Origin of the sequence: Prevotella sp. kh1p2, assembly GCF_900111525.1 — a bacterium.
In the GTDB taxonomy this organism is placed as follows: domain Bacteria; phylum Bacteroidota; class Bacteroidia; order Bacteroidales; family Bacteroidaceae; genus Prevotella.
In genome coordinates this window covers 1-13,579 of the sequence record NZ_FOHY01000001.1, presented here as the reverse complement: position 1 = coordinate 13,579, position 13,579 = coordinate 1, and the positions used below count along the sequence as shown (strand labels likewise).

The 13,579-nt window shown below is 48.9% G+C and carries 17 protein-coding genes, 1 tRNA gene and 1 pseudogene; 8 read left to right on the top strand and 11 right to left on the bottom strand.

Annotated elements, in window-relative coordinates:
* Positions 1–166: 166 nt before the first annotated feature.
* From BMW31_RS00100 to BMW31_RS00060, 8 genes and pseudogenes are all read left to right on the top strand, one after another.
* Positions 167–251 (top strand) — tRNA-Ser (locus BMW31_RS00100).
* A 312-nt stretch (positions 252–563) separates the two neighbouring features.
* The gene (locus BMW31_RS00095; protein ID WP_091819553.1) at positions 564–1,790 is read left to right on the top strand and encodes a site-specific integrase; all 1,227 of its coding nucleotides are present in this window, start codon (positions 564–566) and stop codon (positions 1,788–1,790) included.
* A gap of 35 nt (positions 1,791–1,825) precedes the next feature.
* A complete protein-coding gene (locus BMW31_RS00090) occupies positions 1,826–2,293 on the top strand; it encodes a DUF1896 domain-containing protein (protein WP_091819551.1) in 468 nt (155 codons plus the stop codon).
* 139 nt (positions 2,294–2,432) lie between these two features.
* The gene (locus BMW31_RS00085) at positions 2,433–2,780 is read left to right on the top strand and encodes a hypothetical protein (RefSeq protein WP_091819548.1); all 348 of its coding nucleotides are present in this window, start codon (positions 2,433–2,435) and stop codon (positions 2,778–2,780) included.
* Between the two features lie 128 nt (positions 2,781–2,908).
* Positions 2,909–3,555: pseudogene (locus BMW31_RS00075) on the top strand (hypothetical protein).
* A gap of 61 nt (positions 3,556–3,616) precedes the next feature.
* Positions 3,617–4,033, top strand: coding sequence for a PcfK-like family protein (locus BMW31_RS00070; protein WP_091819536.1), 417 nt, complete (start codon positions 3,617–3,619; stop codon positions 4,031–4,033).
* Positions 4,034–4,044: 11 nt separating this feature from the next.
* Positions 4,045–4,575 (top strand): antirestriction protein ArdA, encoded by a 531-nt coding sequence (locus tag BMW31_RS00065; protein ID WP_091819532.1) that lies wholly within the window; start codon positions 4,045–4,047, stop codon positions 4,573–4,575.
* 18 nt (positions 4,576–4,593) lie between these two features.
* A complete protein-coding gene (locus BMW31_RS00060) occupies positions 4,594–5,868 on the top strand; it encodes a PcfJ domain-containing protein (protein WP_091819528.1) in 1,275 nt (424 codons plus the stop codon).
* A gap of 48 nt (positions 5,869–5,916) precedes the next feature.
* On the opposite strand, the gene BMW31_RS00055 is transcribed toward BMW31_RS00060, so the two are convergent.
* The 11 genes from BMW31_RS00055 to BMW31_RS00005 all read right to left on the bottom strand — a co-directional run.
* Positions 5,917–6,372 (bottom strand): HU family DNA-binding protein, encoded by a 456-nt coding sequence (locus BMW31_RS00055; protein WP_091820191.1) that lies wholly within the window; start codon positions 6,370–6,372, stop codon positions 5,917–5,919.
* Positions 6,373–6,554: 182 nt separating this feature from the next.
* The gene (locus tag BMW31_RS00050; RefSeq protein ID WP_091819524.1) at positions 6,555–7,007 is read right to left on the bottom strand and encodes a YjdF family protein; all 453 of its coding nucleotides are present in this window, start codon (positions 7,005–7,007) and stop codon (positions 6,555–6,557) included.
* A gap of 364 nt (positions 7,008–7,371) precedes the next feature.
* Positions 7,372–7,878, bottom strand: coding sequence for a glycoside hydrolase family protein (locus BMW31_RS00045; RefSeq protein ID WP_091819519.1), 507 nt, complete (start codon positions 7,876–7,878; stop codon positions 7,372–7,374).
* Positions 7,865–8,350, bottom strand: coding sequence for a DUF3872 domain-containing protein (locus tag BMW31_RS00040; RefSeq protein ID WP_091819515.1), 486 nt, complete (start codon positions 8,348–8,350; stop codon positions 7,865–7,867). Before BMW31_RS00040 ends, BMW31_RS00045 begins: the two co-directional genes overlap by 14 nt.
* Before the next feature lie 12 nt (positions 8,351–8,362).
* Entirely contained in the window at positions 8,363–8,956 is a 594-nt protein-coding gene (locus tag BMW31_RS00035) for a conjugal transfer protein TraO (RefSeq protein ID WP_091819512.1), read from the bottom strand.
* The gene (gene traN, locus BMW31_RS00030; protein WP_091819509.1) at positions 8,950–9,906 is read right to left on the bottom strand and encodes a conjugative transposon protein TraN; all 957 of its coding nucleotides are present in this window, start codon (positions 9,904–9,906) and stop codon (positions 8,950–8,952) included. Before traN ends, BMW31_RS00035 begins: the two co-directional genes overlap by 7 nt.
* A gap of 30 nt (positions 9,907–9,936) precedes the next feature.
* Positions 9,937–11,205: a conjugative transposon protein TraM gene (traM, locus tag BMW31_RS00025; protein ID WP_091820190.1), complete on the bottom strand. Its 1,269-nt coding sequence runs from the start codon at positions 11,203–11,205 to the stop codon at positions 9,937–9,939.
* Positions 11,198–11,488, bottom strand: coding sequence for a hypothetical protein (locus BMW31_RS00020; protein ID WP_091819506.1), 291 nt, complete (start codon positions 11,486–11,488; stop codon positions 11,198–11,200). Before BMW31_RS00020 ends, traM begins: the two co-directional genes overlap by 8 nt.
* Positions 11,489–11,492: 4 nt before the next feature.
* Positions 11,493–12,116, bottom strand: coding sequence for a conjugative transposon protein TraK (gene traK, locus BMW31_RS00015; RefSeq protein WP_091819502.1), 624 nt, complete (start codon positions 12,114–12,116; stop codon positions 11,493–11,495).
* A gap of 23 nt (positions 12,117–12,139) precedes the next feature.
* On the bottom strand, positions 12,140–13,177 hold the full coding sequence (traJ, locus tag BMW31_RS00010) for a conjugative transposon protein TraJ (RefSeq protein ID WP_091819500.1): 1,038 nt from the start codon (positions 13,175–13,177) through the stop codon (positions 12,140–12,142).
* A 164-nt stretch (positions 13,178–13,341) separates the two neighbouring features.
* The coding region (locus tag BMW31_RS00005; protein ID WP_177166238.1) for an ATP-binding protein at positions 13,342–13,579 on the bottom strand (238 nt) is incomplete at its 5' end.

The window sequence follows — 13,579 nt, the reverse complement described above, 5'->3', positions numbered from 1 at the left end:
TGTCATCAGTGTGCAAAATTACTTTTTTTAAGGAACGCTCATTGATTTTGTATAGTTAATATAGGTTAATACACTGTTATTTTTGTCCTTCCTGTTCATGGTTTTGACCAGAAATTTATACCTTTGCATTCGCTTTTGTAAAAGGAAGCAACATGGGCCATCATTAGGAGAGATGGTAGAGTGGTCGATTACAACGGTCTTGAAAACCGTCGTGCTGCGAGGCACCGGGGGTTCGAATCCCTCTCTCTCCGCTAATAGGCTTCAAAAGGACTTCACAAAGGTTGTCATTTTAGCCTTCAAAAATTAGCTAATCGTTGTAAAATCAAGGTTTTACAACGATTTTTCTTTGTATATACCTCCGTTGCCTGACGGCATAACCTTATGTTTTGACGGTCATCTTTCGGTCAATTTCTGCTACACATACTGCTACACAAAAAATGCAGCAGCAAAAAATGTAGCAGTGACGGTATTCTGAATACCATATTGACGGCATCAACTCTTTCTTTTTCAACGTATTAAGTATTAACTTTGCAGCCGAGTGCTACACAAAAGAAAGATGCATTATGAGAACAAATTTCAAGGTGTCCTTCTACCTACGCTCAAACTATGAGAACAAAGAAGGAAAGTCGCCTGTAATGCTCCGGGTATTCCTTAACGGAGAGATGGCTAATTTTGGATCTACGAAAATCTTCGTGGACAAGACTGTATGGAACAATGCCACAAGTCGGCTCAAAGGCCGGACGGCTGAAGCCTTATCCGCCAATGCCGCATTGGACTCTATTTCTGCTACACTGAATAACATCTATCACAAATTTGAGGACGACCCCTCCCTGTCATTGGAGAAAATCCGCTCGTTTTTTGTGGGGAAAGACAGGGAGTACACAACTTTTCTCCCTGTATTCGACAGGTTCAACGAAGATGTCAGACAGCGTGTAGGACATACCATCAGCAAGGACAGCCTTCAGAAATACAGCGTTTTGAGAAGACATTTCGCAGAGTTCCTTGTCTATAAGCATGGAAGGAAGGATATAGGGCTCACAGAGTTCACACCATCCGTAGTACAGGATTTTGAGTTGTATCTGAGCACGGTGGCAGGCTGCGCATACAACACGTCTGTCAAGAAAATGAAGGCACTCAAGACCGTAACCATCTATGCGCAAAAACGTGGCTATCTTCTTCACGACCCCTTCCTCAACCACCGTTTTCACTTGGAGCCTGTCAATCGCGGCTTTCTCACGGACGAGGAAATCATGAAGATTGCTAACAAAGAACTGGATATCCACCGCTTAGAACTGGTAAGGGACGTTTTCATATTCTCCTGCTTCACGGGACTGGCATATATTGACGTGTCCAATCTCACACCAGACAACATCGTTACGCTCGATGACAAGCAGTGGATTATGACCAAAAGACAGAAGACCAGCGTGGAGACAAATGTACTCTTGCTGGATATACCCAAGAGTATCATCGCCAAGTACAGCCACAAGACCTATCGGGACGGCAAACTGTTTCCCATATTAACGAATCAGAAAACCAACGCATATTTGAAAGAAATTGCCGATATTTGTGGCATCAAGAAGAATCTGACCTTCCATCTTGCCCGCCATACATTCGCCACGATGTCACTGAGCAAGGGCGTTCCGATGGAAAGCGTGTCGAAGATGCTGGGACATACCAATATTAAGACCACACAAATCTACGCCCGCATCACCAACAAGAAGATAGAGCATGATATGGAGCAACTTTCTGGCAAGCTCGACAAGTTCAACAAGGCGATGGGGATCCGATAACAAATAAAGTATAACAACCCTAAAATAAAAGATTTATGGAAACGACAAAGAAAGAACTTTCCTACTTCCGTCTGAAGTTGGAGAACTACCTCAGTGAGCATTTCCCCGAAATGCTGAGTGACAAGCCGTTCATAACGGCAAGAGCCGATGATGCCCTTACTACTTACTGCGATGCAGTGGCGCAAGGCTTCTCGCATCCGGAAGCGGAGACAATGGCAAGCGAGGTGCTGCATCGAGGGTTACATTTCTCCAAATACGACACGCTTGTTTCCGTGCTGGAAAATGAGTTTGAGAAGGAACTGCCCTCCCCACTTCCCGAAAGGCTTTCCCCGATACTTCTGAAAAACAAGGCTGTGCAAAGCGTCTTCGACAAGTATGAACTGACGGACGACTTCAGTGCGAGTCCGGAGTATGAGAAACTATACACCGAGCTGACAGGGACAATCGTTCTGCTCATCGAGGTCAATGGTCTGCCAACGATAGGCAGTGAGAGCATAACTTGATGTAACACCATCGGGAGCTTTTGTAGTGTCAAGAGCCAAGATACACGCTCCACTCCACACGCCAAGAGTTCTGCAAACACTTGCCTTTGTGTAGTCTGCGCATCTTGTTATCGCTCTTGAACTATTAAAAGCCCCGATTATGAATACAATCATCATGAATCAAGACGTTCACACACCTGCCTTCATCAAGGCAGACGCATCGAACAAGACCGACAGGAACAGGCAGCAGCCTACTTCTCCCAAGCAAGTCCGCCGCTTCGGTTGGACACGCTTCATCGAACCCGTCCTTCTGCTTTCCCTTGTCATCGGTGCAGTTTACCTTATCTCAAAGATGGTAACGCCGCAAGTCGTAACTGCCGTGTCAGTCATTGCAGGTTTTCTGATACTGCGCTTTATAGTCCGTGTAATCCTGAAAGTGACATTTACGCTTCTGAGCTTTCTGTTCTGGCTGGCGATACTCTGCGCCATCCTGCTCTGCGTGCTTTGAGAAGCACGTTTCTGTAAACTTTTCATTTATATTTCATGAGGTGGTTATCTCGCATTTTGCAGATAGCCACCTTTTTTGTTTTCCGTTTCAGGCGTTGCACTTTCGCTTCTCTTCCATATCTCCACAATATGCGATGTCGCAAGACGGATGCTGTTCCCTTTTTATCCGCAAAGGTAGTACGGGGCTTGCGGTTTTCCCAAGGTCGGTGCCTCCGGTTTGTCTGAAAAATCTCCATCCCTGCGGGTAGTATTTTTCGCCAAAACCTTGTGCAAGCCCCGCCCCGCTACCTCGTGTATTGCTACAAAAAGGAATCAGCATACTCCGATCTTTGGACGCATAAAAAAATGTCGCTATGGATAAGCAGAAAGTATATACAACATCTTCGATGAAGAAAAAAGGATATAGCTCCTCCTCTCATTACCGCATTAACTCTGTGGTTGGACAAAGTGAGCAAGTGTTGGCAACCAAGTTCGTGCAATGGGACGTGAACCCATTGGAGAGCCTTTCAAACAGCAAGGTGTACCTCCTGCGTGCGAAACTCAATCGTGGCGAGCGTATGAGCCGTGAAGAAAAGGACTGGCTATGTGAAGCCGTGAACTCAAACACCTACTTCCGTACAGCCGTTCCCTTGCAAGGTTGGCGATTTGACTTCTTCGATGTGCTGAAGAAATACCTTGTGGCTCAATACGGACAATGGGCAGAGTATTACGCACCCGACAGAACGAGCCTAAGAGCCTACCTATATGGACGCATCAATCAGATTGTGGAATTGTAAATCGGCGGACGAAGTGAAAGCCAAATTCCCAAGTATTAACAACATCAAAACATATACGACTATGAAAGGAACAGAACATTTCACACGCACGATAGCCGAATACCTCAATCAGCGTGCTATGACAGACCCTTTGTTTGCCCCCAACTTGATGAAACCTAAAAAAAGCATTGAGGAGTGTGTAACCTACATTCTTAATCAAGTGCAGAAATGTGGCTGCAACGGATTTGACGACGATGAAATCTACTCTATGGCAGTCCACTACTATGACGAGGACGAGATAGAGGTGGGAAAGGCAACCGACTGCCGAGTAATGGTAAACCACGTTGTGGAACTCACGGAGGAGGAGAAGGCAGAAGCACGCAAGCAAGCCATTGCGCAATATCAACGTGAGGAACTTGCCAAGATACAGAGCCGTAATGCAAGACCTCAAAAGAAAGAAACGGCAGAGGTGATACAGCCTTCATTGTTTGACATCTAAAAGTAAAGATTATGGAACGATACGATTTAAGCGAAGCACGCATCTATGTAAGTACTTATGGGAAGTACAACGAAGGCTCACTAAAAGGTAAGTGGATAGACCTTTCGAGTTGTTACGACCAAGACGAGTTTATGGAAGTGTGCCACGAACTCCACCAAGACGAGGAAGAACCCGAATTGATGTTCCAAGATTGGGAGAACATTCCCGAAGAACTCATTGACGAGGGGCATTTGGACAGCAACTTCTTTGAACTTCGGGACGAGTTGGAGAAATTGGACAGTATGAACATGAGTGCCTTTTGGATATGGGTGGAGAATACCGGCAAGGACTTGACCTCTTCCGTTTATTTCCTAATGAAGCAATTTCATTCCGCTTTTGTGGGCAGATATGTGAGCAAAGAAGATTTTGCAAGGGAAATAGTAGGAATGGAACACGAACTATCCGAGTTTGCAGAGCGGTACTTCGATTATGACAAGTATGCAGACGAACTCTTTGACGAGGGGTATTGGTTTGAGAGCGGATATGTATTCCGTGACGAGTAAAAACAAGGAGGACAGAAAATGAAACCGAGAAACAAGTTTGAGAAGGCAATACTTGCCGAGAGCAAGCACCTTCGCCCGATAACCAAGACACAGAGCAGGTGGGTTTTCCGTGAGTGCATAAGCCACTTTGCCTACCGACTGCCCAAAGGTCGCACCACCTGTATGGACTGCGGACTTAGTTGGGTGATGGGCAAACCCAAAGAAACCTGCACCTGCCCCCATTGCAGGGCAAGGTTGCAGGTCAGAGAAACCTTTGAACGTAAATTGCAACAGAAACGGTATTTCACCACGCTTACCGCTTGCGGAGAGTACCAAGTATTGCGAATGTTCCTTCTCGTGGCTGAAATGGAGAAAGGCTGCAAGGCTGAATATCATGCGCTTGAAATCGGGCAGTATTGGTGGAACGCTGAGGGAAGGAAAGCCATAGTCGCCATTCCACGCACGATGGGTTGGTACGTCGATACCTTTTCGTTCTACACCCCTATGGCAATACGCAACGACAACGATGCCTACCGATATGCTGCCACTTCCCCGATATATCCGAAGTTCAAGGTGTCGGACACCCTGCGCAGGAATGGCTTTGAGGACAATTTCTATGGCATAGAGCCAACAACGCTGATACCTGCGTTGCTTTCCGACAGCCGAGCCGAAACATTGATGAAGTCGGGACGTACAGACCACCTGCGCTATTTTCTTGGCAAAAGAAAAGCGTTTGACGAGTATTGGCAGTCCTATAAGATTGCAGTCCGCAACGGCTACGAGATAACCGACATTTCCCTTTGGTGCGACTATGTGGACATGCTCCGCAGATTGGGCAGGGACACACACAGCCTGAAGTACCTTTGTCCTGCCGACCTTAAAGCCGAGCACGACCGCAGACATACGGAACTCAACAGACAAAGGGAAAGGGAGGAGATTGCCACGAAACGGCAAAAGGCGATGGAAGATGAAAAGCGTTTCCAAGAACTAAAATCCAAGTTCTTCGGTATATCATTCACGGACGGAACAATCCAAGTCCACGTATTGGAGAGCGTGCGGGAGCATTTGGAGGAGGGAGCGACCATGCACCATTGCGTATTCTCCAATGAGTATTATCTCAAAGAGGACTCACTTATCCTTTCGGCTACCATTGAGGGCAAACGGATAGAGACGATAGAGGTGTCATTAAAGACTTTGGAAGTGGTGCAAAGTCGTGGAGTGTGCAACAAGAACACGGAATACCACGAGCAGATAGTGAATCTTGTCAATGCCAACCGAAGGCTAATCAGCCAACGAATGAAAGCGACGGCATAAAAATAGCGGAGCGATACCCACAAGTTATCACTCCGCTTTCAAATAAAATCACGGTAAATCCTCTTCCTCAGTACTACTACCTGACGGTTTCGTTTTCTTCGCCGGTGCTTCCACACGCTCATAACTTACGCCCGAGAGCGTGAAATACTTGCGCGAAGGCGAAAGACGCACGACTGGCTTGGTGATGTGGATGTTGGGGTTGAACTCCGTCTTGCCCTTCTCCACGATTTTGCTCTGGAAGGATGGCGTGAGCGTACCGATGTCGCCAAATTCCACGATGTCTCCGTTTTCCACGTGCCGCTTCGCAATTTCGGCGGCAAGGCGGAGCACAGCCTCCACCTCTGCGCCTGTGAATGTCGTTGCGTGTCCCACTTCGTCGCAAAAACTGCGGTGGTCAATACGCTTGCGCCCTGTGGGGCGTGCCTGAAGCACGGTCTTCCCCGCCATCGCTCCGATGGTTGCCTTACGCTCGGTAAGCGTGTAGGCTAATGGTCTGTTTGCCATAGTTGTTTGATATTTAGTTTTGCTCCTCTTTTTTGATGCTTCGCCACCAGTCAAGGTGAGGGGCTTTCCATTGTCGGCTGGCATGTTCTTAGGTTTTCAACGGTAAATATACGAAAATATGACATCATTTCCAACTAAATATGACATCATATTTGAGAGAAAATGACATCATATATAACTATTTATCTTCCTTTATGTTTCTGCTTTTTCTTAGCTTGCCGAATTTCAAATTTCCGTTCTCTATCCTCTTCTCTTTGGTGTCTTGCCAAAGCCTTTTTCGTCTTGTGGTCTTGCTCTTGCTGTTTTTTCAGTTCTTCCTGCGCCTTACTGTAAACATACTTGTAATTAGAGGATTTCATAGTTTTTTGCGCTAATTTCTGTTGCTTCTTGAAACTAACCTTGTACTTTTTCTGCCTTTCCTCAACTGTTGGCACCGTGTAATGTAGCCGCTGCCAGTCGAGATTCTCCAAAAACATAACAATATCGGAAGTGGTAGGCTCGGAAGTTCCGATTACCTCACGAGCTACAGAGTAAGTACCCTCATAGAATGACTCGAAAAGAGCAATCCAAAATGGTTCATCATAGACAATTGAGACAATGTGCTCGTTGCCATTAAATTCTGTTACTGTTGCCATATTCCATCTAAACAATTAATAATTCAATACGCAAGCAGTACCTCACACAACGGTTAGGGCTGCCCTATACTGATGTCAAGAAGCGTTGTGGGAACATTTTCCCTAAAAAGCACTTCTCCGTACCCCCTTATTGGGAGCATACAAGCCTATGGTCATCAAACCATATTAACTGTTTAGTTAGAAACTTCCGCTGATATTTTCTGATAGTAACAGAAGCTAACCCGTCTTGGCTGACATGTTCGGTTGCAAAGATAATAAAAATTTCTATACTATCATATAATATTGGAGAAAAAGAATGGTGTTTACTGCCATATAGTATACATACAATACAGAGACCTATTTAAAATTCAGACCTTTTACTCTATCAAGGTACATAAAATATCACAAACTCCACCTGTCTGCGTTTGACCAATCCATTCAAGACCTTGCCCTTGTATCGGCAGAACGAGACATACTCCCGATAGAAATTCCTATCCCCAGCCTCTATTTTTCGCAGCAGTCGGCTTTTGGATTGCTTGCCATAGCCAAGCAACCTCCCCATACCCACATTGTAGGAAAGCAAGGTCAGCAGCAGGGCATCTTTGCCATATCCCTTGAAGTGTTCAAAGCATTTCCAAAGGTCGGCACGGAGCAGCGAGTCCGCCTGCCGTTCCGTCATGTTTGCCGTGAAGTGCTCACCCGGCTGCAACTGATGACCATATCCGACGTATGGATAATCCTTCCAGCCATGCAGTCCCTCAAAGTATTTCACGACGGCCACGGCACGCTCAAAAGGCGGCAAGTCCGCCAACCGCATCTTGCGCTGGGCAAGGATCGGCTGGCAGAACAGGCACACCATACAGAATAAGGCAAGGCGTTTAGCCGTTCGCATCGTTCAAGGCTTTGGTTACTACTATGGCGGATTTTTCCTTATCCTCCGCCTTTTCGTTGTTGAAACTGAAAGTCAGCTGCTGCATCTTACCGAAACTGTCCTCCACGTACACGTCAATCGTCTGGCGGTCGGTGGAGAGCGAGGTGTAATACAGGCGGAACACATCTTTCGTGATCGGATAGCGGTCGTTGGGTTTTAACACCGTCCCGTCGTCCATTTTCAGTGTTCCCTTGCCGTCGGGCTGGAAATATCGGATGGTGTAGCGTATGTCGGCAAATTCGCCCCCTCGTTTGAGGGTGCAGCGTATCTCCGCCGTCTGTCCCTTGACGATGTCCTTCTGAACGGGCATCGTCTCAACCGTGAACGGATAAGACTGCTCCACATCCAACTCCCTATCACAAGCAGATAAGCAAAACACGGCAAAGGCAAGCACGCCCATTACCCATATTGAACTTAAATTCTTCTTTTTCATTTTTCTTCTTGCTTAAAAATTAAACCTAAGCCCTGCCGAGAGTGCAGGACGGAAACGATGCACATCCGTACCGAACAACATCCGTCCCTGCCCTTTGAGCAGCAGGAGGACATTATCCGTCAGGAAGCACTCTAAGGAAAGATGCACGGCACCGCCATAGACGAAGCGCGAGCGGTCGAGCAATGTTGCCCCATCGGGCAGCAGCTTCTTGTCCTCGTTCAGTTCCTCGTAGCCACCCAAGGCGGATATGCCACCATAGAGAAACACGTTCTTGCCATTGTCGGAGAGTATCGGGTGCATATAGCCCAAGTGAAGCTGGGCATCCTTGAGTTTTATGCCATAATTCCTATACGGCATATTCTGCTGTTCATACTCTGCCAAGACAAAGGTATAGTTCTCACGCTTCAAGTAACGGGTGAGCGATACACCCACACCGAAGTTATCCTTGGCAAAGAACTTTTCTCCTTTGATAAGGGGAACGCTGCCCATGACTTCCATTCCTTTCTGTTTGGGTATCAGCCGTTGTGCGTGCGATGGCAGACTAAAAGCCATTGCCACCGCCACGCAAACCGATAAAATGAGTTTCTTCTTCATAGCACCTACCATTTGAGTTTGAGGTTGTCAATCTTCTTGGCGAGCAACAGGTCTTCCTGCTCGACATAAAAGGTCAGCGTGCGCCCTCCGTTTCGCTCATAGAGTGTTACCTCCAGCTGCTTGTCCTCCGAGAGGGCAAACTGCTCCAGCACAAACACCGAATGCTCGCTATCCTTGCCTTTCACCTGCATCACCTGATGGTAGGCACGCAAGGGCTGCAATACTTGCTCCTGAATGGCAGTACGCTTTGCGACCTTCTTATCCACCACCTTGAACGTGATAAAGTCCACCGAGTACGGCATATTCGTGCCGTTTTCCATACGGGTGTGGAAATACAGCAAACCATTATGGGCATACAACCCACGAAGCAGGAACTTCATGCCGAACTGCTGTGTGCCGATATGCTTGATGGTGCGTCTGTCGTTTTGATAGATGGTCTGCATCATCAGCTTAACCAATACGGGCGACTCGTTGCCGAGTTCCTTGAAGTAGATATCGGCACGGTTGCTTGGCAATCGTCCGTCTGTTGGCGACAGAAAGTCTTTCATCTCCACACTGAGCTTATCCGGCTCGTCGGCATATTTTACGTTGAAGGCATAAAACGAGCCGTCCTCGCAGATAACACTCATGTTGGTTTCCGTCTCAAAGTCCTTCACGGCAGCCTTCACACGCAGCACGTTCTCCGCATCCTCCGCTTTTCCGGCAATGATGTTCTGCGAGCCTAAGTCCACATAGCGGACGGCAGAGGGGAAGATGAGATGCACGGTCTTGTCGAAGGTAACGTCCAAGCCGTACGGCAGGACGACACGAGCGCCAGGAATGGCACGGCTCATGCCTTGAAAGAGTTCTCCCGAAGAGAGAGGGCGGTTAGGCACAAGCGGTGTGCCGTTGTCGATGTCTTGTGCAGTGGCTGTCGCTCCCATCGTGGCAAGCAAAGCCAGTGATAAAATAAGTTTCTTCATTGTTGCTATTATTTTGAATGTTTTATGGTTTTATTTTGTTTGTACTAAAAAGAGGCGATAACCACCTTTGAGCGTTACCTTGATGGTACGCAGTTTCTTTTGGAGAAGCTGGCTTGCGCCCTGCATCACACCACGGGCTGCCTCGGAAATAATCTGGTCCTTGGCGGATGAAGCGAAAGTAAACGAAGTCCCCATCGAGCCGCCGATGTTCGCCCCGACTTCTTTGAGAGCGTTGATGTCCTCCGAGCCGGGGATATACACACCCTCCTGTCCGTCCGTGTCGTATGCCGAGAGTTTGACGGCTATGATATGCCCGTCCACCTCAATGCTCCTGATGAGCAGGTGCATGCGGTTGCCCTCAATCTTGGCAGCGGCTATCAACCGGCTCTGCCGTGGAATACGCAGTCCCTGCACCTTGGCAGTCTCCAGCAGGCGGAGTACCACATTGTCGCCCTCCTTGAGCGTGGTTGTCCTGTCCACCACCACTTTGAGCGTATTGCGCATCGTGGAAACAGCCGTGCCTGTGAGCGAATGGAAACCTAAATTGCGTGCTTTCATGCCGTATTCCGCAATGAAATCCGCATCGCTCATCGGCTGATTAAGCGAGGACACCACCTGCCTGCGCTCTGCCAATACTTCCATTGTGGGAGTGCTGGCTTGCGTAACCTGCCCCTTTGCAGTTTCCATATCGGTGATTGTGGCGGTGCTTTCCTTGCCGTCCGAGAAGGCATTGCCCAAGGACGGAGGAATGGCAGATGTCTTGGGCAGATACTTCGCCGCCATCTGATAGCTCTTTTCCATGAGGGTGAGCTGTCGTTTCTCCTCATCATCCTCCCTGCTGTCCTTGGAGGATAATTCCTTTTTGAGGTTGTCTATCTCTTGACGCATTGCCTCACGCTCCTCCTCATGCGGATCGGGGGCATAAAAAGAGTTAAGCAGACGGTTGTTTTCCTCATAACGGCGCATCGAGCTTTCAATCTTTGCCGTGGAAGCGGCTGCTTCGGCACGTTCCGCTTCCGTTGGAGCCGTATTCTCGGCGAAGTAGTCGGACAGTCGTCCCATCTCCTCGCGTGCCTGTTGCTGCTCGTGCGCCTTGTCGCCCAGCTCGTAGGCTTTGAGCTTGTTGCCCGTCAGCTGCTCGGTGGTCGCCTGCGGTATGCTGTCGTTCAAGCCCTGCCCGGCAGCGGTCTTGTCCTTGCCCGACGGGGCGAAGATGAACCACATCGAGAGGGCGAATAGCAGTCCCAGCCCTCCGAAGACCAGGCCTTTCTTCAGTTGTTCTTTCTGTTTATTATCCATTTTCATTGCTGTTAGTTGAATATCGTTGATAAAGTTGTATAAACACACTATCTGTATAGATGTTACTGTCTATTATCGTTCCCTTGGGGATAGGCAGTTTCTCCTCCTTTGGAGGCAGGAAGAGCTGTGCTATCATCCAAAGGGAACAGATAAGATAGACAATGCTCAGCCCATAGACGATTTCCTTGCGCTGTCTTATCGTGAGCTTCTCGCACCGATGGCGGAGCCACAGATGAAGCCTCAGATAATGGCGGGCGAGCGGATGGTTTCCTTTCCTTGCCATAGCCTTATCGTTTATAGGTTTGAATATCCCTGTTCTCACGCACAAGAAAATGCTCCATCAGGAAGCCCTGCGGATTGTTGTCCGAGCGGACGGAGTTCTGCAGCGTGCAGGTCGTGACAAGACTTCGCTCCGTGACGTTGCTCTGTCTGACGATGAACTGTCGTGCGTAGGTCGTTACCTCGTAAGGGTAAGCGTTAAAGTTGCAACGGATGGAGTCCACCTCTATGCGCTGGTTTACATTGCCCGATATGGCACGATTGTAGTAACCTTTCTCCGCCAAGTCCTTGTAGTAGTTGAAAGCCGACTTGTCGCACAAGAGGAAGGCACGCTGCATATTTCCCTCAATGGCATCCTTGTCGGGCGCGATGGTGAAGAACAGTTCGTGGAAACGGCGGACGTGCTCCCTTGCCTCCACGGGACGGTTACGGCTTGCGTCCTGGCTGAGGGCGAGCATGAGCGACTTTCCTTGGTCAAGCACATAGATTTTCTCCCGCTGCTCCTTGGCAAAGGCATACGAGGCATAGACGGCATAGCCGCTCACTGCCACGCACACGATGGCGAAGACAAAGGCGTAGAGCCGTATCTGTCTGAAGGAAGTCTCGATATTGGTGAGTGATTTGAATTCCATTTCTTTCCTTTCTTTATTGGTGATTATTTTCCCTTGAACAGCCTGCCCTTGATACGACCTCCCACGTTGCCGATGGCTGCACCTGCGCCACCTGCCACATATTTGCCGCCCGTGTATGCACCCTGTGCGCCACGCTGTGCCGTCTGATTGACATTGCGACCGTAGGAGCCGATACCGCCGCCTGCCTCGATTATCCAGCCTGCCACGGTAGGCACGCAGAAGTAGCCCACGATACCGATGAGGAAGAAGACGATGTAATACCACGTCCCCGAATCGGGCAGATAGTTCGGGTCGCTGAGCGCCTCGATGTCCTTCTGCATCATCAAGACCTGTATCTTGGTGAGCAGTGCCGTCAGGATACTGCTTACAGGAAGCCACAGATAGACCGAGATATAGCGTGAGAACCAAGCCGTGAGCGAGCCCGACAGCCCGTCCCAAACGGCAATGCCGAAGACAATCGGACCGAGTATCGAGAGGACGATAAGCATAAAGGTACGCAGCGTGTCGATGATGAGCCCCGAAGCATGGAAGAGAAGTTCTAAGAAATCGTGTACCAATTTCATAACCCATTGCTTCGTCTGGTAGGCGGCACGCTCGGCATACATCCCCGCTATCGTCACGGCATCCTCCGGACCGATGATACCCATTTCCTCTATCTTCTCATCGAACTTCTCGTTGGAGACCAAATAGGCAGTTTCGGGATTACGCAGATATGCTTCCTCCTGTAACTTATCCCTCTTGGCGGTCAGTTCCGCCAAGTTGCCCTCCTGCTGATGCACCATCATCTCCGTACCCTGCACCACAGGTGAGAGTACGGCATTCATCGTACCCAGCACGATGGTCGGGAAAAACATGATGCAGAAGCCCAGCACAAAGGGACGGAGCAGCGGAAACACGTCTATCGCCTCGGCACGGGCAATGGAAGCCCACACCCGAAGGGCGATGTAGAAGAGTGCGCCCAAGCCCGCTATCCCCTTGGCAATACCCGTCATCTGGGCGCAGAGGGGCATCATCTCGTCGTAGGTCGAGCGTAGAAGCTCGTGTAAACTGGCAAAATCCATAAGCGAATCTGTTTGGTAAATGTTTTATTGTTGTCCTGCCTGTGGGATTGGAAAAGCCGAGCGCGTTTGACCCCCGAGGGCAAAGCGACGTTGCCCCCTGAAAACTTTTTTATTTTGCCCCCTCTAAAGTCCTGACTGGCGGGGTCATTTTTATTTTGCCCTGTTTACTTCTTAGCCTTCATCTTGCGGATGCTTTCGCCGAAGAGTTCGATGCGGTGTGATGAGTGTACGATCCTGTCAAGCACGGCATCGGCGACAGCCTGGTCACCGATGGCATCATACCAGTTTTCCACAGGGAGTTGAGAGGCCATGACGATTGACTTCCTGTCATGGCGGTCTTCGATGATTTCCAAAAGGATGGGGCGCTCCTTGGCGTCCAGCGGTACGAGGAAGGCATCGTCG